The 20,524-nt window shown below is 53.7% G+C and carries 16 protein-coding genes and 1 pseudogene; 16 read left to right on the plus strand and 1 reads right to left on the minus strand.

Annotated elements, in window-relative coordinates:
* Window positions 1–46 precede the first annotated feature (46 nt).
* From D328_RS28445 to D328_RS0106060, 11 genes and pseudogenes are all read left to right on the plus strand, one after another.
* The gene (locus D328_RS28445) at window positions 47–943 is read left to right on the plus strand and encodes an energy-coupling factor ABC transporter ATP-binding protein (RefSeq protein ID WP_018884066.1); all 897 of its coding nucleotides are present in this window, start codon (window positions 47–49) and stop codon (window positions 941–943) included.
* Window positions 940–2,931: a precorrin-3B C(17)-methyltransferase gene (gene cobJ / locus D328_RS0106015; RefSeq protein ID WP_018884067.1), complete on the plus strand. Its 1,992-nt coding sequence runs from the start codon at window positions 940–942 to the stop codon at window positions 2,929–2,931. The genes D328_RS28445 and cobJ overlap by 4 nt, the downstream gene beginning before the upstream one ends.
* Window positions 2,932–3,003: 72 nt before the next feature.
* Window positions 3,004–4,158, plus strand: a complete 1,155-nt coding sequence (locus D328_RS0106020; protein ID WP_018884068.1) for a sirohydrochlorin chelatase — start codon at window positions 3,004–3,006, stop codon at window positions 4,156–4,158.
* Window positions 4,155–4,919 carry a precorrin-6A reductase gene (gene cobK, locus D328_RS0106025; protein WP_018884069.1) on the plus strand — a complete coding sequence of 255 codons (765 nt, stop codon included), beginning with the start codon at window positions 4,155–4,157 and terminating at the stop codon, window positions 4,917–4,919. Before D328_RS0106020 ends, cobK begins: the two co-directional genes overlap by 4 nt.
* 74 nt (window positions 4,920–4,993) lie before the next feature.
* Entirely contained in the window at window positions 4,994–5,638 is a 645-nt protein-coding gene (locus D328_RS0106030; protein WP_018884070.1) for a precorrin-8X methylmutase, read from the plus strand.
* Between the two features lie 40 nt (window positions 5,639–5,678).
* Window positions 5,679–6,851, plus strand: a complete 1,173-nt coding sequence (locus D328_RS0106035; protein WP_018884071.1) for a cobalt-precorrin-5B (C(1))-methyltransferase — start codon at window positions 5,679–5,681, stop codon at window positions 6,849–6,851.
* Window positions 6,852–6,876: 25 nt separating this feature from the next.
* On the plus strand, window positions 6,877–8,097 hold the full coding sequence (locus tag D328_RS0106040) for a bifunctional cobalt-precorrin-7 (C(5))-methyltransferase/cobalt-precorrin-6B (C(15))-methyltransferase (RefSeq protein WP_026281025.1): 1,221 nt from the start codon (window positions 6,877–6,879) through the stop codon (window positions 8,095–8,097).
* 233 nt (window positions 8,098–8,330) lie between these two features.
* Entirely contained in the window at window positions 8,331–9,044 is a 714-nt protein-coding gene (cobI, locus tag D328_RS0106045; RefSeq protein WP_018884073.1) for a precorrin-2 C(20)-methyltransferase, read from the plus strand.
* The gene (gene cobM, locus D328_RS0106050; RefSeq protein WP_018884074.1) at window positions 9,041–9,844 is read left to right on the plus strand and encodes a precorrin-4 C(11)-methyltransferase; all 804 of its coding nucleotides are present in this window, start codon (window positions 9,041–9,043) and stop codon (window positions 9,842–9,844) included. The genes cobI and cobM overlap by 4 nt, the downstream gene beginning before the upstream one ends.
* Window positions 9,837–10,919: pseudogene (locus tag D328_RS0106055) on the plus strand (cobalt-precorrin 5A hydrolase); the annotation flags it as partial. The gene cobM and the pseudogene D328_RS0106055, both read left to right, overlap by 8 nt.
* Before the next feature lie 215 nt (window positions 10,920–11,134).
* Window positions 11,135–12,715: a cobyrinate a,c-diamide synthase gene (locus D328_RS0106060; RefSeq protein WP_018884076.1), complete on the plus strand. Its 1,581-nt coding sequence runs from the start codon at window positions 11,135–11,137 to the stop codon at window positions 12,713–12,715.
* Between the two features lie 278 nt (window positions 12,716–12,993).
* On the opposite strand, the gene D328_RS0106065 is transcribed toward D328_RS0106060, so the two are convergent.
* Window positions 12,994–13,443 carry an AbrB/MazE/SpoVT family DNA-binding domain-containing protein gene (locus D328_RS0106065; RefSeq protein ID WP_018884077.1) on the minus strand — a complete coding sequence of 150 codons (450 nt, stop codon included), beginning with the start codon at window positions 13,441–13,443 and terminating at the stop codon, window positions 12,994–12,996.
* Between the two features lie 580 nt (window positions 13,444–14,023).
* Here D328_RS0106065 and D328_RS0106070 point away from each other — a divergent pair.
* The 5 genes from D328_RS0106070 (at window position 14,024) to D328_RS0106090 (ending at window position 20,471) form a co-directional block, all read left to right on the plus strand.
* Window positions 14,024–14,662, plus strand: a complete 639-nt coding sequence (locus D328_RS0106070; RefSeq protein WP_018884078.1) for a ThuA domain-containing protein — start codon at window positions 14,024–14,026, stop codon at window positions 14,660–14,662.
* A 116-nt stretch (window positions 14,663–14,778) separates the two neighbouring features.
* Window positions 14,779–15,156 carry a phasin family protein gene (locus tag D328_RS0106075; protein ID WP_018884079.1) on the plus strand — a complete coding sequence of 126 codons (378 nt, stop codon included), beginning with the start codon at window positions 14,779–14,781 and terminating at the stop codon, window positions 15,154–15,156.
* A gap of 1 nt (window position 15,157) precedes the next feature.
* Window positions 15,158–16,828, plus strand: a complete 1,671-nt coding sequence (locus D328_RS0106080; RefSeq protein ID WP_018884080.1) for an ABC1 kinase family protein — start codon at window positions 15,158–15,160, stop codon at window positions 16,826–16,828.
* 425 nt (window positions 16,829–17,253) lie between these two features.
* The gene (locus tag D328_RS0106085; RefSeq protein WP_018884081.1) at window positions 17,254–18,696 is read left to right on the plus strand and encodes a SulP family inorganic anion transporter; all 1,443 of its coding nucleotides are present in this window, start codon (window positions 17,254–17,256) and stop codon (window positions 18,694–18,696) included.
* Window positions 18,697–18,833: 137 nt separating this feature from the next.
* Window positions 18,834–20,471, plus strand: coding sequence for a DEAD/DEAH box helicase (locus D328_RS0106090; RefSeq protein ID WP_018884082.1), 1,638 nt, complete (start codon window positions 18,834–18,836; stop codon window positions 20,469–20,471).
* The last annotated feature ends 53 nt before the right edge of the window (window positions 20,472–20,524 follow it).

Consider the following 20,524-nt stretch of genomic DNA (forward strand, 5'->3'; position numbering starts at 1 on the left):
ACGTGAGTCAAGTCTGTGGATCAAGTCATGATTAGGTGGTCTTAGCATGAAATTCATATTGGAATGGAACAGGGTCTCCTATCTCTATCCGTATACTCGGCTGCAGGCATTGTCGGATCTGTCGGTAGCCATCCCGAGAGGAAGCCGAACTGCGATCATCGGGCACAATGGCTCTGGCAAGTCAACCATGCTCCTGCATGCGGTGGGCTTGGTACAGCCATCTGAAGGTAGCGTGGAATTAGCTGGAACGAAGCTTGGCTACAGCAGGAAGCAGCTTGCAGCACTGCGTCAGCAGGTCGGGCTGGTGCTTCAGGACCCCGAGCAGCAGATCATTATGAACACGCCGCTGGCGGATATCGCCTTCGGATTGCGTAACCTGGGGCTGGATGAGGTGGAGATTGGTGATCGAACCAGACAGGTGCTTGAGCTGCTAAGGCTGCAAGAGCTTGCTGAGGTACCTGTCCATCATCTCAGCCTGGGGCAGAAGAAGCGAACGGCACTTGCCGGAATCCTAGCTGTAAGGCCAGAAGTGCTGCTGCTGGATGAGCCTACGTCCTATCTGGACCCCCATTCCGAGCAAATGATGCTGCAGGGACTAGCTGAGGTACATGCTGCGGGGACCACGGTAGTCATGGCTACCCACGATATGGATCTGGCGTATAGCTGGGCGGATTGGGTGATTGTGCTAGAGAAGGGCACCTGTCGTATGCAGGGGCGCCCGGAGGATGTGCTGGCACAGCAGGAGATGCTTGAAGGGGCAGGACTTGCGCTGCCATTGCTCGTCGAGCTATGGCTCGGGCTTCCGCCGGAACTTCGGAGAGGACGGCCTGCACCTCGGAGCAAGGAACACATGAAGAAGCTGTTGCAGGAATGCTTAACGGTTCAACAAGAGTCGAGGTTGACAATACATGATGGAGATTCATCGAATGGGGGAGACGAATGAGTACACTTGGCAAGCTGCTGGTGATTGGTTTTGGGCCTGGGGATATGGAGCATATCACCAAGCGGGCACTGGATGCTCTCGCGGAGAGTGAGGTCATTATTGGCTATAACACCTATGTGGATCTGATCCGGCCGCTGTTGACGGCTGAACAGGAGATTGTACGTACAGGGATGACGGAAGAGGTGAGTCGCGCCCAAGAAGCTGTGAGACAGGCCGAGAATGGGAAAAAGGTGGCGGTCATCTCCAGTGGAGATGCCGGCGTCTATGGTATGGCCGGACTGATCTACGAGGTGCTGATTGAGAAAGGCTGGACAAGAGCAGAGGGTGTCGAGGTCGAGGTTGTACCGGGTATCTCAGCCATTCAGTCCTGTGCCTCGTTACTGGGCGCTCCGGTCATGCATGATGCCTGCACTATTAGTCTTAGTGATCACTTGACGCCATGGGAGACTATCATTCGCAGAGTTGAAGCGGCTGCTTCGGCAGATTTTGTAATTGCACTATATAATCCGCGCAGTGGACGGCGGACCCGGCAGATCATGGAGACGCAGGCGATGCTGCTCCGTTACCGTGATCCGAAGACACCAGTAGGACTAGTCAAGAGTGCATATCGCGATCGCCAGCAGGTCATTGTCACAACGCTTGAGGATATGCTCAATCATGATATCGGCATGCTGACGACGGTCATCATCGGCAATTCCTCCACGATGGAGTATGATGGCCTGATCGTGACGCCGCGCGGCTATCAGCGCAAATATACGCTGGATGCCGAGGTACAGCCATTGCGGCCGCATGAGCGTCTGCGGACGGAGGCTGAGCCATGGTCCCTTAGTGCAACGGAGTCCAGTAGCACAGAGCCAGAGAGCTCGGCGGGAGCGCAGGATGTGGAGACCCCTGTATCCAGCTCTGATGTAGCTGGTGCGGCAGCTGTGAATCCAGTAGCTTCAACCACACCGATGAGCCAGCAGGCAGGTGGATGGACTGGTGAACAGATTGGTGAACAGACTGGTGACAACGCACAGCCAGCCCTCTCCTCACTCGCGCTGGCCGAAGATGCGCTACGCAGACTTGCTGCCGGATCTACTGGCACGGAGAGCGAGGAGGCTGCCTTTCAGCAATTGTGGGGCCAACCTACGAATAGTGGAGCTGTAGCGGGAAGCTTCGAAGCTACTACAGGCTCGACTGTAGCAGGCTTAGCAACGGCAACAGCAGAGTCCGCAACTACAGCTTCAGCAACAGCAACTGGAGGCGTGGCAGTATTGGCATCCTCTCCAGCTCCGGCAGCAGCCCCTACAGTAGCCACTGCGGGTGGAGCAACGCGTAGCTCAGTTATGACAGCACGTGCTCCTATCTTCGAGGTAGGCGTGGCACCAGGTGTCGGCAACAAGAAGTTCAATGCCAGACAGATGGCCCTGTTGGCAGAACTAGCTGGGGAAGAGGGAGAGCTGGAGTACACGACGGACCATCAGATCATTCTTCGTGTGCCGTGTGCCGAGCCTGAGCAGCTGGTAGCCAGCCTTCGTGTAGCCAGTCTCATTGTGTCTCCGATCGGGGACGTCTTCAAGGTGAAGGCCTGTGACTTCTGTGATATGGAGAAGAATGATGCCGTGCCGACTGCTGAGCGCTTGCAGGCGGTAATAGGTGGTCTGAAGGCCCCCAAGACAACGAGTGTCGCTGTGAATGGCTGTGCCATGGCATGCTACGGTGCCGTATTGGAGGATATTGGGGTAGTGTACCGCAAAGGAGGCTATGATCTGTTTCTGGGCGGTAAGAAATTCGGCCGGAATGCTCACCCTGCGCAGTCTGTCGCAGAAGGTCTGACCGAAGAGCAGATTGGCGCAGTCGTGGAGCAGGTTGTCGCGGAATACAAGGAGAAGGGCCATCCGAACGAGCGATTCCATAAATTTTTCAAACGTGTCGGCGTTGTGGCTGGGTTCCGTCATGAGGATGCACCCGCTACCGTTGAAGTGAACGTCGTATGTGGCGATTAAGAGCATATAAAGGATCAATATAATCAAAAAAATCTACTAAGAGCTACGACCTGAGAGGAGAGGGAAGACTGAATGAATGCAATATTACTGATCGGACATGGAAGCCGCGACCCGGAGGGGAATGAGCAGCTACTCGCCTTTGCGGAGGCGATCGCAGCCAGAGTACCAGATACCTGTGTGGAGACATGCTTCCTGGAGCTGACTCGCCCCACCATTGCGGAGGGTGTCACGGCTTGTGTGAATCGGGGGGCGACCCGTGTCGTACTGATTCCGATTATTCTGTTCGCGGCAGGACACGCGAAGATTGATATTCCAATGGCAATCGACCGGGCGAAGGCAAAATACCCTGAAGTGGAATTCGTGTACGGAAGACCGATTGGAGTACATGAGAAGATTGTGCGTATTCTGGAGACTCGTCTGCAGGGAGCTGCAGCGGTACTTACCGCTGGAAACGAGCTGTCTGGCGGGACGTCAACCGCAGTAGCAGATGTGGCAGATGAGGATACAGCCGTGCTGGTGCTCGGGCGAGGAAGCAGCGATCCGGATGCGAATAGTGACTTTTATAAAATTACCCGTATGCTGTGGGAGAAGCTCCCGTACAAATGGGTGGAGAGCAGCTTCATTGGCGTGACGCAGCCGTCCTTCCCGGAAGGGCTTGAGCGTTGCTTGCGCCTCGGTGCCAAGAAGATTATTGTACTGCCTTACTTCCTGTTCACAGGCGTCCTGATCAAGCGTATTCAGGAGATGACGCTGGAATTCGCTGAAGCGAATCCTGATACCGTTGTAGAGATGGGTGATTATTTCGGCTTCCATCCGCAGCTGGAGGAGCTGGTGCTGGAGCGTGCAAATGAGGGGCTGAATGGACGAGTGATGGCCAACTGTGACAACTGCCAGTTCCGCTTGATTGCTCAGGAGCATCATCATCACCATCACCACCATGATCACGACCATGACCATGACCATGACCATCATCACGATCACGACCATCATCACGATCATCATCATGACCACGACCATGATCACCACCACGATCATGATCACCATCATCATAGTCACGAGCATCTCCATGAGCACCACGCGCACGGGCACGATCATGAGCACCATGACCACAGCCACGACCATGCTCACGAACATCACCACGATCATGAGCATGATCATAATGAGCACCACCATGCAGACCATGCGGCAGAGAAGCAGCTGTCTGGTTCCGGGGGGAATCGGGCATGATCTTTATGCTGTGTGGCACGAGTGATGCCAGAGAGCTGGCGCTGAGCATTCAGGCTGCCGGATATGACGTGCTGACTTCCGTGGTTACCGATAGTGCAGCTACAACGCTCAGGGAGGCGGGCTTGTCGGTACGGACGGGTAGACTGACGGCTGATGAGATGGGGGCACTGGTAAGAGAGCATGGAGTACGTGTTATCGTGGATGCAAGTCATCCCTTTGCCGAAGAGGCCCATCGACAGGCCATAACAGCTGCGCAGGAGCAGCAGATTCCATATATTCGCTATGAGAGAGCTGGGCTGGTATACGACAATCACCCGTTGCTGCATGTAGTTCCTACCTATGAAGCGGCAGCAGAGGTTATTGACCGCATGAAGGGCTCGGTCATGCTGACTACGGGCAGCAAGACATTAGGAGTGTTCACGAAGCGACTGCTGTCAGACCCTGATATTCGCCTGGTTATTCGGATGCTTCCTCGCCAGGACAACATGGAGAAGTGTGCTGAGCTAGGTGTCGAGCAGAAGAATATTGTTGCTATGCAGGGGCCATTCTCGCGTGAACTGAATGAGGCGCTATATCGACATTTCGGAACGACGATCATGGTGACGAAGGAGAGCGGCAAGACTGGAGCTGTGGACGAGAAGGTGCAGTCGGCGTTGGAGCTGGGCATTCATGTGGTATTAATTGCACGGCCTGAGGTAGACTTTGGGACAGTGTTCGATCATTATGAAGGGGTGTTAACGGCACTGTCCGAGCTATTTTAGCCTTAATTTTCATATTTCAAATTTGCCGCGCAAGTCGTGTACAACAATCGAAGTTGGGTAAAGGAGCGGGATGAATGGATTTCAAGACAGAATTTAAGCCATTAACGGTGCAGCCTCAGGAGATTGAGGGCAAGAGCTTTGAGATGATTACCGAGGAGCTGGGCGAGCATCCTTTCACAGAGGAGCAATATCCGGTTGTACAACGGGTCATCCACGCTTCGGCTGATTTTGAGCTGGGACGGAGTATGGTGTTCCACCCGGATGCGATTACCGCAGGGATTCGTGCCATTCAAGCAGGAGAGCCACTGGTAGCCGATGTACAAATGATTCAGGCGGGTATTAGCAAGGATCGTCTTGCCCGTTTCGGTATGGACGTTAATGTATATATTTCTGACCCGGATGTCATTGAAGAGGCGAAGCGACTCAATACGACCCGCGCCATCATCTCGATGCGCAAGGCGATCAAGCGTGCGGATGGTGGGATCTATGCAATCGGTAATGCGCCTACAGCGCTGCTGGAGCTGATCCGTATGGTTAAGGAGGGCGAAGCGAAGCCAGGGCTGATTATCGGCATGCCAGTAGGCTTCGTATCCGCTGCAGAGTCCAAGGATGAGCTGCGTAAGCTGGACATTCCATATATTACGAATATCGGACGCAAGGGCGGCAGTACCATTGTCGTCGCGGCAGTGAATGCCTTGTCCCTCATGGCAGTACGTTGATCCAGGTCTGCATGCCTTGTGTCTTAAAGGAGGAATAGCGATGGAGAAGGGAGCAGCAGCGAGTGGCGAAGGTCGCCCCAGACGTCCCAAGAATGGAGAGGCACCTGCACCGGACAAGCCGATGCGCTCCGGGTTCACCACGGGGGCTTGCGCGGCGGCAACGGCCAAAGGAGCAACCGAACTGCTCGTCACAGGCCAGGTGCCGCAGCATGCTGTCATTTGGCTGCCGGCTGGCTTTGACCACCAATTCGAGCTGATCGACCAGCAGCTGGAGGGTGGCAGTGCGACCTGTGCCACGATCAAGGATGGCGGCGATGACCCGGATGCTACGCATCTGGCCAAGATCGTAGCTACGGTGAGCTGGCGGGACGAGCCTGGCATTGAGCTGGACGGTGGTATTGGTGTAGGACGGGTGACGAAGCCCGGTCTACCTGTGCCAGTGGGTGAGGCGGCGATTAATCCCGTGCCGCGTCGCATGATTACTGAGGCCGTCAAGCAGGTACTGGACGAGTACGGTGTGGAGACGGGCGTGCGAGTCGTCATCAGCGTGCCTGCTGGTGAGGAAATCGCCCTCAAGACCTTGAACGCGCGGCTCGGCATCCTCGGCGGAATCTCCATTCTGGGTACTCGGGGAGTTGTCGTGCCGTTCTCTACCAGCGCATACATGGCGAGTGTTGTGCAGGCTATCTCTGTCGCACAGGCATCAGGCTGCAAGGAGATTGTGCTGACCACGGGAGGAAGAAGCGAGAAGTATGCAATGGATATGTATCCTCATTTGCCAGAGGAGGCCTTCATTCAGATGGGGGAATTCGTTGGATTCTCCATCAAGCACGGCAAGCGTCTTGGCATGGAGAAGGCGACGCTCGTCGGGATGCCAGGCAAGCTATCCAAGGTAGCCCAAGGCGTCATGATGGTTCACTCCAAGAGTGCACCTGTGGATTTCGCATTTCTGGCTGAAGCCGCCCGTGAGGCGGGAGTATCCCCCGAATTGGTGGAGGCTGTGGCGGGGGCGAACACCGCTTCTCAGGTAGCGGAGATGATGGTGCAGGCCGAGTGCTACAGTTTCTTTGAGACGCTATGCAGCTATGGCTGTCGCCATTGTCTGGAGCATGTTGGCGGTGGTCTGACGGTGGGCATGGTCCTTGTTGCTATGGATGGAACCTTATTGGGTCAGGCAACCGTCAGTGATCTCGACAGCGGTGCTGCTGAATAGATTGATTGTACAAGAGTGGGGGGCAATGATGAACAAGATTAAGGTGATCGGGGTCGGGGAGTGTGGAGCCTCCAGCTTGACGGATGAGCTCATTCATACGATAAATAAAGCGGATCTATTGGTCGGCGGAGAGCGTCTGCTTTCTTTTTTTCCTGAGGCTAAGGGAGAGCGTGTAGTGTTAAAAGGTGGACTCGCAGCTGTCGTGGAGCGACTGGCTGGGCTTGCTGAGGGCCAATCGGCGGTTGTTCTGGCATCCGGGGACCCGCTGTTCTTCGGAATTGCGGGATATCTGTCCTCCCGTCTCGGGAGAGAGCGTCTGGATATCCTTCCGCATCTCAGCTCCGTTCAACTGGTGTTCGCCAAGCTCGGCGAGAGCTGGCAGGATGCTCAGCTTGAGAGCCTGCATGGTCGGCCGATACAGGGTTTGGCTCAGCGCCTGGATGGACGGGCGAAGATCGCACTGCTCACAGATGACGTGAACACACCATCCGCACTCGCCGCCTATCTGCTTCATTTCGAAATGAACGAATATGAGGCCTTTGTAGGAGAGGATCTGGGCGGACCTGATGAGCGATTTACGCACTGGTCACTTGCGGATATGGCTGAGGCTGAATTCGGACCACTGAACGTAGTGGTGCTGCGACGACTGAAGGACACACCTCCGGCACGTGTCGGGTTCGGCTTTGCGGACGAGGAATTTCACCAGCGCAAGCCGGAGAAGGGCCTGATTACAAAGCGAGAGGTCCGTGTCTTCAGTCTGTCCGAGCTGCGGTTATCGGAGCGAAGCGTAGTCTGGGATATCGGGGCAGGCTCTGGCTCCGTCGCCGTGGAGTGTGCTCGCCTTGCGAAGCATGGGCAGGTATTTGCTATTGAGAAGAATGAAGGTGACCTGCAGAACGTCGAAGCGAACAAGATCAAATTCAGAACGGACTTTCCGGTAATTCATGCCAAGGCGCCAGAGGGGTTGTCCGAGCTTCCTGATCCGAATGCAGTCTTCATTGGAGGCAGTGGCGGTGAGCTGAAGGAATTGATTCATCTGTGCGGTGAGCGACTGCAGAGCGGCGGACGCGTCGTGGTGAACGCAGTGACCATTGAGACACTCCACGATGCTATGAAGAGTATGCAGGAGGCAGGTCTTGCCCCTGAGGTGACTTTATTGCAGACCGCACGCAGCAAGCCGATTCTGAATATGACCCGCTTCGAGGGTCTGAATCCGATCTACGTGATTACCGGAACGAAGTCCTAATCCCCTGACAGAATATAATTTAAGGTTAAATGTTCAGGCGAGTATCGTCGTTAGCGGAAAGCGGGGAAGTCCTAGAGAAACGCAGTGCCCGCATTGAAGCTTGCTGTTCAACCGTTAAAGGCACCATTTACGCAACGAAGCAGTCGCACAACGAAAGAGCACACGGATAACTGTGTATCATCAAGCGAAATTCATGCCGTGCAAGCATGGCTGAACAGATAGGAGAGAGTGGAATGGATGCAGTGACAGGCACACTGTACGGTGTCGGTGTGGGACCCGGCGACCCGGAGCTGATTACGGTCAAGGCGTACCGGATGCTACGTGAATGCGAGGTCATCGCATACCCGAAAAAACGAATGGGCGGCAAATCCTATGCCCACGAGATTGTGGAGCTATATGTGAACCCGTCTGAGAAAAATATGCTCGGTCTGGTATTTCCGATGACCAAGGACCCGGCGGTGCTGGAGCGGGAATGGAATAAGACGGTAGCCCTGTGCTGGGAGGAGCTGAGTCAGGGGAAGGATGTTGCCTTTGTAACCGAGGGAGATCCTAATCTCTACAGCACCTTTATTCATTTGGCGAGGCTGATGCGAGAGCTTCATCCTGAGGTGCCTATCGTGTCAATTCCGGGGATTTCCTCGGTATTGGGAGCAGCCGCAGCCCTGGAGCAACCGCTTGCTGACGGGGATCAGCAGGTGGGGATCATTCCGGCTACTGATAATCGTGAGGATATGCGCAGAGTCATAGAGCAGCATGATACAGTCGTCTTCATCAAGGTAGCCAAGGTGCTCGACCTGATCCTGGATGTATTGGAGGAGCTACAGCTGGGTGATCGGGCCTCGGTCATCACGAAGGTGACGTCTCCGTATGAGATGGTATGGCGTGACGCGCGCGAGCTGCGCGGTCAAGAGCTGGAATATCTGAGTCTGATGGTGGTGAGCAAATGAGTGCGAATGTGCTGAGTCCCAAGGTGTATATCGTGGGTGCTGGTCCTGGTGATCCAGAGCTGATTACCGTCAAAGGCATGCGGATTCTGTCTCAGGCGGATCTCGTGCTCTACACCGATTCTCTTGTGAATGATGAATTGATCGCCAAGGCAAAGCCGGACGCTGAGGTGTTGCATAGCTCTGGTATGGATCTGGAGCAGCAGGTAGAGCTCATGGTGAAGGCTGTACAGGCTGGGCGCAGTGTAGCGAGAGTGCACACAGGCGATCCTGCAATGTATGGCGCGATTCTGGAGCAAATGGTGCTGCTCAAGCAAGCCGGGGTTACCTATGAAATTATCCCGGGTGTGAGCTCTGTATTCGCTTCAGCAGCGGTATTGGGAGCGGAATTAACAGTGCCTGATCTGACGCAGACCGTCATTCTGACCCGTGCTGAAGGACGGACGCCTGTTCCTGAGCGGGAACGATTGCGCGACCTGGCAGCTCACCATTGTACGGTGGCCTTATTCCTTAGCGCAACACTGGCGAAGAAGGTCGTTGCCGAATTCTTAGCTGCAGGCTGGAGTGAGGATACCCCGGTGGCTGTCGTACAGCGGGCGACGTGGCCTGATCAGAAGATCGTACGTACGACGCTGGCGCAGCTTCCCGCGGATCTGCGAGCTGCCGGAATTACCATGCACGCTATGATTCTGGCAGGCTGGGCGCTTGATCCAGGCCTGACGGATAAGGACGCGCATCGCTCCAAGCTGTATGATCGATCCTTCACGCACGGCTATCGCAAGGGAGTGAAGCCTGGTGAGTAACCCTTTTGCCGCTGTTGCCATTACGAAGCACGGTGTGGAGATGATGCGCGATCTGGGTGCGCGTTTTCCAGGGACAGATGTATACTATATGGCCAAATTCGCACGCGGAGATGAGGAAGAGCTCGGCATTCAGATGTTCGAGGGTTCTGTCCGCCTCATTCTGGGTGATTTGTTCAAGCGGTACAACGGCATCATTCTGTGTATCTCGCTTGGCGCAGTCGTACGGATGATTGCTCCGCTGCTGGTTGATAAAAAGGTCGATCCTGGCGTCATCGTGATTGATGATCGCGGTGAGCATGTGATCAGCGTGCTCTCTGGCCATCTGGGCGGTGCCAATGAGCTGACCCGTCAGGTGGCTGGTGTGCTCGGTGCTCGTCCGGTCATTACGACGGCTTCGGATGTGCAGGGGACCATTCCGGTCGATCTCTTCGGGAGGGAGCTGGGCTGGACGATTGATAGCTTCGATCAAGCCACGCCAGTAAGTGCCGCCGTCGTGAATGAGGAGCCTGTAGCATTAATCCAGGAGACAGGGGAGAAGAATTGGTGGCGATATGATAAGCCAATACCTTCACATATCCAGATCTACAGCAGCACAGCCGAGGCGTCTTCGGCCTCCTTCTCAGCAGCATTGGTCATTACAGATCGACTGTTGGATGAGACGGAGCAAGCGCGTTACATGAGTAATGGAGTGCTGTATCGTCCCAAGAGCCTTGTCGTCGGCATCGGCTGTAACCGGGGAACACCAATGGAGGAGCTGGAAGAGGCGCTGCTCGAGACACTGCAAGAGCTTAAGCTATCCATGAATAGTGTCCGCAATCTGGCAACCATTGATCTCAAGAAGGATGAGGAGGGGCTTCTAGCTCTATGCGCCAAGTACGGCTGGGAGCTGACAGTCTACACGCCTGCCGAGCTGAATACAGTGACATTGCCCCATCCTTCGGAGACAGTCTATAAGTATACCGGAGCCTATGGCGTCTGCGAGCCGGCCTGTCTACTGTCCTCCGGGGCAGATGGCTGGCTGCTGGAGAAGAAGAAGAGCGGGAATCTGACACTGTCAATTGCGCGCATTCCTTTTCCGGACGAGCCGAATAGTGTGAGCGCGAATGATGTTAATGGCGGGAATAGTGCGAATGATGGGAACAGTCTCAACGGTAGGAACAGTCTCAACAATAGGAACAGTACAAATGGCCAAAGCGACGTAACCCAAGCGACCAACGTGATTAACACAACCAACGCGATTGACGCCACCAGCGCAATGAAGACAGATGACAAGCAGTTGGAGGAACGCACATGATGCATGCACCAGGCAGGCTGAAGCGGCCACGACTGGTCATTGCGGGAACTGGCAGCGGAGCAGGGAAGACGACGATTACGCTGGGCTTGATGCGGGCATTTGCAGACCGTGGCTTGCAGGTACAGGGCTTCAAGTGCGGACCCGACTACATCGACCCTACCTATCATACGGCTGTTACAGGCAGGCCCTCCCGCAATCTGGACAGCTGGATGACCTCTTCGGAAGATGTTCACAATACCTTCTGTCGCGTATCCGAAGGATCAGATCTGTCCATCATTGAAGGTGTCATGGGGCTCTACGACGGCAAAGACCCGAGCTCCAACACAGGCTCTACGGCGGAAATCGCCATGCTGACGGACACGCCTGTCCTGCTGGTCGTGGATGTACGTAGTATGGCACGCAGCGCAGCAGCTATCGTACTGGGCTTCCAGCAGCTGGAGCCGGGGCTTCGGATTGCAGGTGTCATCGTCAATCGCTGTGGCAGCGCCGGGCACTATAAGATGGTGAAGACGGCGATCGAGCAAATGTGTGGTATACCTGTGCTGGGCTGGCTCCCGCGTGATGAACAGCTTCATGTACCCGAGCGGCATCTGGGGCTGGTGCCAGCTGTAGAACGTGGGGAGCTGGAGCCACTGTTCCAGCAGATGGCAGCCAGAGTCGCAGAAGGCGCGGATCTGGACAAAATATTCGAGCTGGCCTGCGCGGCTTCTCCGCTGGAGCCTCAACAGCAGCAGCTGTCCCATGCTGACGGCATGTCTGTTGAGGATGTCCCGAGCTGGAGCGCACAGGAAGACCAGCAGGGCTTGGTAGAGCATACGCCAAATCACATACCAGGCACAGGGCAGAAGGTCAGCACGGATTCGTCCATAAATAGGGGCAGTCCCCTTCAACAGAACCTGGGAGCAGAGAGTACAGTTCTCGCTTCGGGCTCTGAGCGGCCTGTCATTGCGGTGGCTCGCGATGCGGCATTCAACTTCTACTATGAGGACAATCTGGAGCTGCTGCAGGCGGCTGGAGCAGTCATCGCTTACTTCAGTCCGCTCGCAGGAGAAAGTATTCCAGAAGCGGCAAGCGGCCTATATCTCGGCGGTGGCTTCCCAGAGGAATTCGCAGCGGCTATTGCCGCCAATAAGACCTTCCTGGAGGATCTGCGCCGTGCGGCTGAGCAGGATATGCCGATATTTGCAGAGTGCGGGGGCTACATGGTACTGGCTCGGACTCTGACGGACCGCAGTGGTCATCAGCATACTATGGCGGGGCTGATTCCAGCCGATGTGCGCATGCAGGAACGACGGGCAGCACTGGGCTACCGTGAAGCAAAGGCACTCCAGGATTGCTTGCTGCTCAAGGCTGGAGAGATGCTAAGGGGGCATGAGTTCCACTACTCGGTCATGAGCTTCGAGGAGGAGACGTACTCTTTTGCCTATGAGACCAAGGGACTGCGCGGCAGCACCAGGGAAGGCTATGCCTCGGGCCGACTGATGGCTGGCTACACGCATATTCACTTGGCCTCCCATCCTCCTGCAGCAGGGCGGTGGGTTGAAGCATGTGCGGCCTTTGCAGCGGCTAATCAGTAGATGCTACAGCCTTACCCTCTAACAGGACTCTTCACTTGTAGTGGCCCTACACTCATATTCGATTAGATTAAGGTGCGCGACTTTCGGTGAAGGCACCATCTCGGTGAAGGCACCAACCTATGGGGCGTGCTGATACGAGATCAAGACGTCGTGGGCGCGGTCATTACACCCTCGTGCCCCAAAAATAGTAGCGGAGGCCTGTCCATAAGGGATCAGCCTCCGCTATTTGTGTTCCTGTATTGTATTTTCATTCAAACGGCCATTACAGCAGGATTCAATTACATGAGTTTTTTTAGCTGCGAAACTCTTCCTTGACTAATGCCGAGCATGGAGGCCAGTTGCTTTTGCGATGAATGAGGGTGTTCTTGCATAAGCTGCTTCATCTTAGCGAGGATGTCGTCTGTACGCCGGTAGGATTTCTTGACCGGTGCAGCAGTTGGAGAGGGGACAGCGACGGGACCAGGAATGGGTACGGGCTGATGCTTAGCTACCTTGAGCTCTGCAGCACAGTCGTTGCAGATAAATTGGTCCTTGTAATAGGTGTTGGTGTCCAATGATCCGCAAAAGGTGCAGTTCGTGGACTTGTACTTACGCAGCATTAGTGTCTTGTCTTCAATGAAGAATTCCAGCGGGTCACCAATCTCGATCTCCATCGTCATACGCATTTCTTTGGGAAGTACAATTCGCCCCAGGCTATCCAAGGGCCGGGTCATTCCAGTCCTCTTCATGTGGTAACCTCCAATTTTAATTTCAGTATTTTGCATAGATCAGGCAAGCAACAACATACACAGAATTTAACCAGAATTGACGACATACAGCCTACTCATTCCATCGTGGAATAGCTCCTAAAACGATTTATGCAAAATACATATTGCCTGATGCTCTAAGAGTATAACACAGTAAAACGCTTTATTTGGTTTTGAATTTCAATATTGCACGTGTAATTATTATATAAAATATGAATATAAATGTCAGTATGTCCTTTATTAATCTTTTTTTAAATTTTATAAACAGATCATTTCATAATAAAGCAACTTTTTCATGCTATATGATAAGCATATTTCTTTTTTGGGTATCATTTTGGTATGAGGCTGCTGTATTCCTTTCCATTCGCTTCATTATGAAATGGTTAACAACAATTGTGTAATGTGGCTGAATATTAAACTTATTTAATCCTATCTTCCAAAAAAGGAGTTCTCAATTCGTGTGTGGAACTGTACTGTGTAGTGACCCGAAGGAATTCAAGATCAGGATGCAACTTAAGCAGAGTCTAACCGAAAAGATAAGCTTGCATGAAGGGAGACACTCATGAGCAAACGTAAGGCACTTCTAATAGGTGATTATACATATCCCGAATTTCATCCGTTGCAGGGGATTGATGAGGAGCTTAGCTCTATTTTACAGTCGTTGCTGACTGTACAATGCAGTGAGAATCGTAAAATGCTGTTGAAGGAGAATATAGCGGCCTTCGATCTGTGTATTGCTTATACGGATAATCGAAAAGATGCCCTGTCACCCCAACAGACCTCCGGTCTGGCTTCCTATGTGAGTGGTGGCGGTGGATTGCTTGTTATTCATAATGGCATTACCCTGGGGCAAAATTATGAGATTGCCCAACTGATCGGGGCTCGCTTCAAGCGTCACCCTGCTTATGCGAAGCTGGACTTCAAGGTAGCTTCACCTGAGCATCCGATTATGGAGGGGATTGCGGACTTTGAGATGGAAGAGGAGCCGTATCGCTTCGAATTCGACCCCTTTACCCCCAAGACAGTCCTGCTGGAATACGTGCATGAAGGAGAGTCATGGCCTGCGGCATGGGCACAATCCTACGGGCTTGGTCGGGTGGTGTATATGATGCCTGGGCATCATCAGCCATCCTTCCAGCATGAACCCTATCGCCAATTGCTGCTGCAGGCTGCCAAGTGGGCAGGTCGTCTGCCAGGATAACGAAGCCTGGTTCGGCCCTATTGCCGTTTTTGGATTTGGAGTAATTCACGGTATAATATTCCCATCCGGATGAAGCATGTATGGCTGCCGGTCTAACAGCACAGGGAGGAATAATCATGAGCGACTTGTTGAAGAGAGCAATTTCGTTGGGTTGGGGCCTCACAGTGGTTAGCAAGGAGAAGGTAGAACGTATTGTGGATGATCTGGTCAAGCGTGGGGAATTGGCTCCGACGGAATCCAAGGCCTTGATTGAGAGGCTAATGAGCCGTGGAGAAGAGGACCTGGGCCATGTCAAGACACTGGTTCGAGAGCAGATTGCCCGTGGGCTGGAGGAGCTGGATGTCCCGTCTCAGAAGGATATTCGTGCTCTGGAACAGCGTATAGCAGTGCTGGAGAGTCAGATTGCTGAGCTGAAGCAGGGGAAGTCGCTGACTACTGCGGAAGCAGCTGTGGCACCAGAGGTACCGGTGGCGGAAGAGAAACGGTCGGAGTAACATGGCTGTTCGCGTAAGGCATGCTGGTCGTTATCGTGAGATCGCCATGGCGCTGGTGCGTCATGGCTTTGGTTATATGGTTGAGGAATTAGGACTGGTGCACATTCTGACATTGCCGCGCAAATGGTTGACTCGGGAAGAACCTACGACGAAGACGCTAGGTGAGCGGATTCGGCTACTGCTGGAGGACCTGGGCCCGGCATTCATCAAGTTGGGGCAGCTGGCGAGTACTCGCGCTGATCTTATTCCGGCTTCCATCGTTCAGGAATTGACCAAGCTACAGGATCAGGTGCCTCCGTTCTCTCACGAGACAGCGAAGGGAATTCTGGAGCAGGAGCTGAATATGCCACTGCATGACATGGTGTCCTGGTTCGAGGATACACCACTGGCAGCTGCTTCTATTGGGCAGGTTCATTTGGCGAGGCTCCACAGTGGTGAAGAGGTAGCTATTAAAATTCAGCGTCCAGGTGTGGATCGAATCATCCGCCGAGATCTGGATATCCTGCGAGATTTCGTGGGACTGGCTGCCAAGCGCTGGGTATGGGTCGAGCAGTACCAGCTACCACAGATGGTGGAGGAGCTGGGCAAATCGCTCATTCATGAGCTGGATTATAGTCATGAAGCGCGAAATAATGAGAAGATTGCGATGCATTTTCCAGAGGACCCGGATGTCCATATTCCCAAAGTATTCTGGGAGTTCACAGCCTCGCGCATCCTCACCATGGAATATGTGGAGGGGATTAAGCTCAGCGATCGTGAAGAGCTGATTCGTCAGGGCTATGATCTTCCCGAGATCGCGCGTAAGCTGGTCAACAGCATGTTCCAGCAGATCTTCATGGATGGCATCTTCCATGCCGATCCTCATCCAGGAAATCTGATGGTCATGGAATCGGGGAAGCTGGCCTATATGGATTTTGGCATGGTAGGTCGGCTTAGTGAGGAAATGAAGAGTCAGCTCGCTGCCTTGATTATCGCCTTGATGCGCAAAAATACGGATGCCATGATTCGGGCAATCGAGAAGCTTGGTCTGATTGATGAGGATGCAGACATCCGAGGGCTGCGCCGGGATCTCAATCTGCTGCGGGAGGAATATGGTGATGTCCCGTTCGCCCAGATTCGGCTTGGACAGGCGGTGGATGATCTGTTCAGCGCTGCACGCAGGCACCGGATCGGTATTCCCTCCGATGTGCTAATGCTTGGCAAGGCGTTGCTGACGATGGAAGGCGTCATTGCCAATCTCGATCCCAGTCTCAGCATTCTGGACATGGCAGAGCCATTCGGGCGCAGACTTTTGAAGGAGCGCTATAGCACCCGTAATATCGGGGATAAGGTATTGGGCGGGGTCCTTGAGCTGGCTGAAGCACTGACTCAGCTACCGGGTCAGGCCAGACAGCTAGTCACTACGATGAGTAAGGGCAAGCTCAAGCTGGAGGTCACGGTACCTGAGCTGGAGCAGCTGCTGCGACGGCTGGATCAGATTAGCAATCGGCTATCGTTCAGTATCGTACTGCTGGCCTTTAGCATTATTATGGTGGGGCTAATCATCGGTTCGTCTCTGACGCACCAGACGACGGTCTTATGGAATGTTCCGGCTATTGAGGTGGGCTTCATAGTAGCCCTGCTGATGTTCGTATTTCTTCTGTATTCGATATTCAAATCAGGCAGATTCTGACCACGCTGTGGCTCAGGGTTTGTCTGATTTTTTTGTAGCATGGGCCTGGACTCAGGAAAGTTTCAGTCTATACCTGTATAGATGAAGAAATGTAGAGAGTTTTCATTTAATAGAGGGTACAGCTGCACGAATAATAGAGGTGTACATCACGAAGAGATAATTTATACGATGCTTGAAATAGTTAGAATTTTAGTGATTAATAGAGTATTCAGGAGGAAAGTAGGGATTTGGTTCGATGGATAACTCATAAATATACATAAGTTAAGTTATAATGGTGGACTGAACATAACGGGTAGAAGGTCTGAGAGGGGCCTTCAAAAAATGAAGATCGGATAGGATTGCAGCACGGCATACCTGCACCGAACTGCAGAGGGCAATCCATTCAACCGGTTCAGCTATATTCAAGGAGGGTAACTTAAGAATCTATGAAACTCAGACAACAATGGCTCGGTAATATCCGGGCCGACATATTGGCAGGAATGACAGTCGCACTCGCGCTTATTCCTGAAGCTATTGCCTTTTCCATCATTGCAGGTGTGGACCCGATGGTCGGTCTATATGCCTCGATCTCGATCGCTATCGTTATCTCCATTGCTGGAGGTCGACCAGCCATGATCTCGGCGGCTACAGGCGCCATGGCCGTCCTGATGGTCGGTCTGGTGAAGGATCACGGAGTGGAGTATTTGTTCGCGACTACGATTCTGACCGGCATTATTCAGTTTGTACTGGGCCTATTCAAGGTTGGACGCTTCATCACCTTTGTCCCACAATCCGTCATTACCGGCTTTGTGAACGCGCTGGCCATACTGATCTTCATGGCGCAGCTGGTTCATTTCCAGGGGGCAGGCTGGGTGATGTATGCGATGGTTGCGGGTACACTGGCGATCATATATATTCTGCCACGCTTCATTAAGGCCGTCCCGGCTCCATTAGTGGCAATCATTGTCATGACCATTCTTACCGCGCTTCTGAATCTCGATATCAAGCGTGTCGGTGACATGGGTGCTCTAACGAACACCTTGCCTATGTTCCATCTTCCACAGATCGAGTGGACAATGCAGACTTTGAGTATTATTGCTCCATATGCCTTTACGATGGCTCTTGTCGGATTGCTCGAATCCTTGCTTACCGCTACGATTGTTGATGAAATGACGGATACCCGCAGTAGCAAGAACCGTGAGGTGCGCGGGCAGGGGATCGCGAATGTGGTTACAGGCTTTTTCGGCGGGATGGCAGGCTGTGCTATGATCGGGCAGTCTGTTATTAACGTGAAGTCGGGTGCTCGCGGGAGACTGTCTACACTGACGGCGGGAGTGTTCCTGGCCTTCCTGTTGCTTGTATTAGGCAGTGTGGTGAAGCAGATTCCAATGGGGGCCTTGGTGGGCGTGATGTTCATGGTGTGTATTGGGACCTTCAATTGGAAATCCATTACGACGATTCACCGGGTACCGCGTGCAGAGGCGTTAATTATGGTCATCACTGTAGCCATCGTCGTCTACACACATGATCTGTCCAAAGGTGTCATGGTGGGTGTGCTACTCAGTGCCCTGAACTTCGGCTGGAGCATGGCCAAGATCAAGGTACACGTACGTAGCGATGAGGAGCTAAAGGTATATGAAGTGTCTGGCCCGATGTTCTTCGGATCGGCTTCGCATTTTCTAGAGCATTTTAGCCCGGCACAGGACCCTGCACAGATTGAGATTAACTTCACGCGCTCTCACATCTGGGACCACTCCGCTGTCACGGCCATTGGCAAGGTGCTGAATAAGTACGAAGAGACAGGCCGTAAAGTGGAGCTTACGGGATTGAACGAGGAGAGCCGGAATCTTCTGAGTCGGATGGACCTCCGCTCTTTATCTGGCCACTAGTAACGCGTTAATAACGCGCTAGTGCAGTGCTAGTGGAGCCTTAAGTTGGAAACAGTGATCAACATCGCGTATACTGGGATCAACTTGATATGAACGGTTCATGATATATCTATACTAGATTAGGGAAGTGGTTGAGTTTGAGTAATAATTTTGCTTCATTAGGTATACAGTCTCATTGGGTAGATGCTCTGAAGGAGCAAGGCATTGCGGCGCCAACGCCAGTACAGCGTCAATCTATTCCCCAGCTAATGGCCGGGAAAGACGTCATTGCAGAAGCACATACCGGAACAGGGAAGACGCTCGCCTTCCTCCTGCCTATTTTTGAGCAGATCGAGCGGAGCAAGCGTTATCCGCAAGCACTTATTATTGCACCTACGCGTGAGCTGGCCTTGCAGATTACAGAGGAAGCCAAGCGTCTGGCTGCTACGACCGAGGGAATCTCCTTGCTAGCAGTATACGGAGGACAGGATGTGGAGCGACAGCTGCGTAAGCTCGAAGGTGGTGCGCAACTGGTCATTGGCACACCTGGGCGTCTGCTGGATCATATGCGGAGAGAATCACTGAAGCTGGGCGGCCTGAAGATGCTGGTGCTGGACGAAGCCGATCAGATGCTTCATATGGGCTTCCTGAATGAGGTCGAGACCATTATTCAAGCGACTCCTGGGCAAAGACAGACTATGTTGTTCTCGGCGACAATGCCACCTGCGGTGCGCAAGCTTGCAAGAGCATATATGAATACCCCTGTAGATGTAAAAGTCGAAGCCGCATCACCGGTGCCTGTGCGGCAGATTCGACAGCTGGTGGTGGAGTGCACGGATCGTACTCGGCAGAAGGCACTTGTGGACATGATCAATGCCCATCGTCCTTATCTGGCTGTGATCTTCTGCCGCACGAAGCGGCGGGCGGCCAAGCTGAATGAAGAGCTGCAAGCCATGGGCTATAAGAGTGGTGAGCTGCATGGGGATCTGTCGCAGAATAAGCGGGAGCAGGTCATGAAGGCGTTCCGTGAAGCGAAGCTTGAGCTGCTGGTCGCTACCGATGTCGCTGCTCGGGGTCTGGATGTGGAAGGCGTCACTCATGTGTTCAACTATGATATGCCACAGGATGCCGAGAGCTATATTCACCGGATCGGTCGTACTGGACGTGCTGGTGGCAAAGGGGTAGCTGTCACTTTCGCAGCTCCGGGAGATATGCAGACACTGCGGATCATTCAGAAGACAGCGGGACTAGAGTTCTCGAGGGCGGAATGGTCTGGATCAAGCCGCAAGGAGTCTGAATCAGATTCGGAGTCCTTCGGACAAGTTAGCCGCCGTGAATCGCGCCGTGATGGCTCAGGGCCGAGTCGTAGACACGGAGGCCGTGATAGCTCAGGTCGAGGACAAGGAAGCCGAGATAGCCGAGGCCGTGCGTCATCCTCCTCTCATCGGGAGAGGGATTCACGTCGGGGCTCAAGCTCAAGCCAAGGACGAGGTCAAGCTCAGGGTCAAGGTCGCGGTCAAGGTGATGGTCAAGGCCAAGGTCAAGGTCGCAGTCAAGGTCGCAGTCAAGGTCAAGGTCAAGGTCAAGGTCGTGGCAAGCAAGATGTGCGTAGCTTCGAACGCGCTAGCCGTACAGAATCCGGGCAGAGTGAACGTTCGGGGCAAGGTCGAGTAGGCCGGGGCAGTCGTGGTGGTCAGAGCAGTCAGGGCAACCGAGGCAGTCAAGGTGGCCAGGGTAGCACCTCTCGCGGACGTGGTGGTCAAGCAGGAGGCCGTCGAGGGGCAAGAGGTAGATAGAGACAAGGAAGACCCTGACGGGCCAATTCGATCGAAGAACAAGTGCACCAGAG

It is taken from the genome of Paenibacillus massiliensis 2301065 = DSM 16942 (genome assembly GCF_000377505.1).
GTDB classification, from domain to species: domain Bacteria; phylum Bacillota; class Bacilli; order Paenibacillales; family Paenibacillaceae; genus Paenibacillus; species Paenibacillus massiliensis.

Excerpts from the sequence above, each read along its gene's own strand:
- D328_RS28445 (WP_018884066.1), top strand. The coding sequence starts at position 47 with ATGAAATTCATATTGGAATGGAACAGGGTCTCCTATCTCTATCCGTAT.
- cobJ (WP_018884067.1), top strand. The coding sequence starts at position 940 with ATGAGTACACTTGGCAAGCTGCTGGTGATTGGTTTTGGGCCTGGGGAT.
- D328_RS0106020 (WP_018884068.1), top strand. The coding sequence starts at position 3,004 with ATGAATGCAATATTACTGATCGGACATGGAAGCCGCGACCCGGAGGGG.
- cobK (WP_018884069.1), top strand. The coding sequence starts at position 4,155 with ATGATCTTTATGCTGTGTGGCACGAGTGATGCCAGAGAGCTGGCGCTG.
- D328_RS0106030 (WP_018884070.1), top strand. The coding sequence starts at position 4,994 with ATGGATTTCAAGACAGAATTTAAGCCATTAACGGTGCAGCCTCAGGAG.
- D328_RS0106035 (WP_018884071.1), top strand. The coding sequence starts at position 5,679 with ATGGAGAAGGGAGCAGCAGCGAGTGGCGAAGGTCGCCCCAGACGTCCC.
- D328_RS0106040 (WP_026281025.1), top strand. The coding sequence starts at position 6,877 with ATGATGAACAAGATTAAGGTGATCGGGGTCGGGGAGTGTGGAGCCTCC.
- cobI (WP_018884073.1), top strand. The coding sequence starts at position 8,331 with ATGGATGCAGTGACAGGCACACTGTACGGTGTCGGTGTGGGACCCGGC.
- cobM (WP_018884074.1), top strand. The coding sequence starts at position 9,041 with ATGAGTGCGAATGTGCTGAGTCCCAAGGTGTATATCGTGGGTGCTGGT.
- D328_RS0106060 (WP_018884076.1), top strand. The coding sequence starts at position 11,135 with ATGATGCATGCACCAGGCAGGCTGAAGCGGCCACGACTGGTCATTGCG.
- D328_RS0106065 (WP_018884077.1), bottom strand. The coding sequence starts at position 13,443 with ATGAAGAGGACTGGAATGACCCGGCCCTTGGATAGCCTGGGGCGAATT.
- D328_RS0106070 (WP_018884078.1), top strand. The coding sequence starts at position 14,024 with ATGAGCAAACGTAAGGCACTTCTAATAGGTGATTATACATATCCCGAA.
- D328_RS0106075 (WP_018884079.1), top strand. The coding sequence starts at position 14,779 with ATGAGCGACTTGTTGAAGAGAGCAATTTCGTTGGGTTGGGGCCTCACA.
- D328_RS0106080 (WP_018884080.1), top strand. The coding sequence starts at position 15,158 with ATGGCTGTTCGCGTAAGGCATGCTGGTCGTTATCGTGAGATCGCCATG.
- D328_RS0106085 (WP_018884081.1), top strand. The coding sequence starts at position 17,254 with ATGAAACTCAGACAACAATGGCTCGGTAATATCCGGGCCGACATATTG.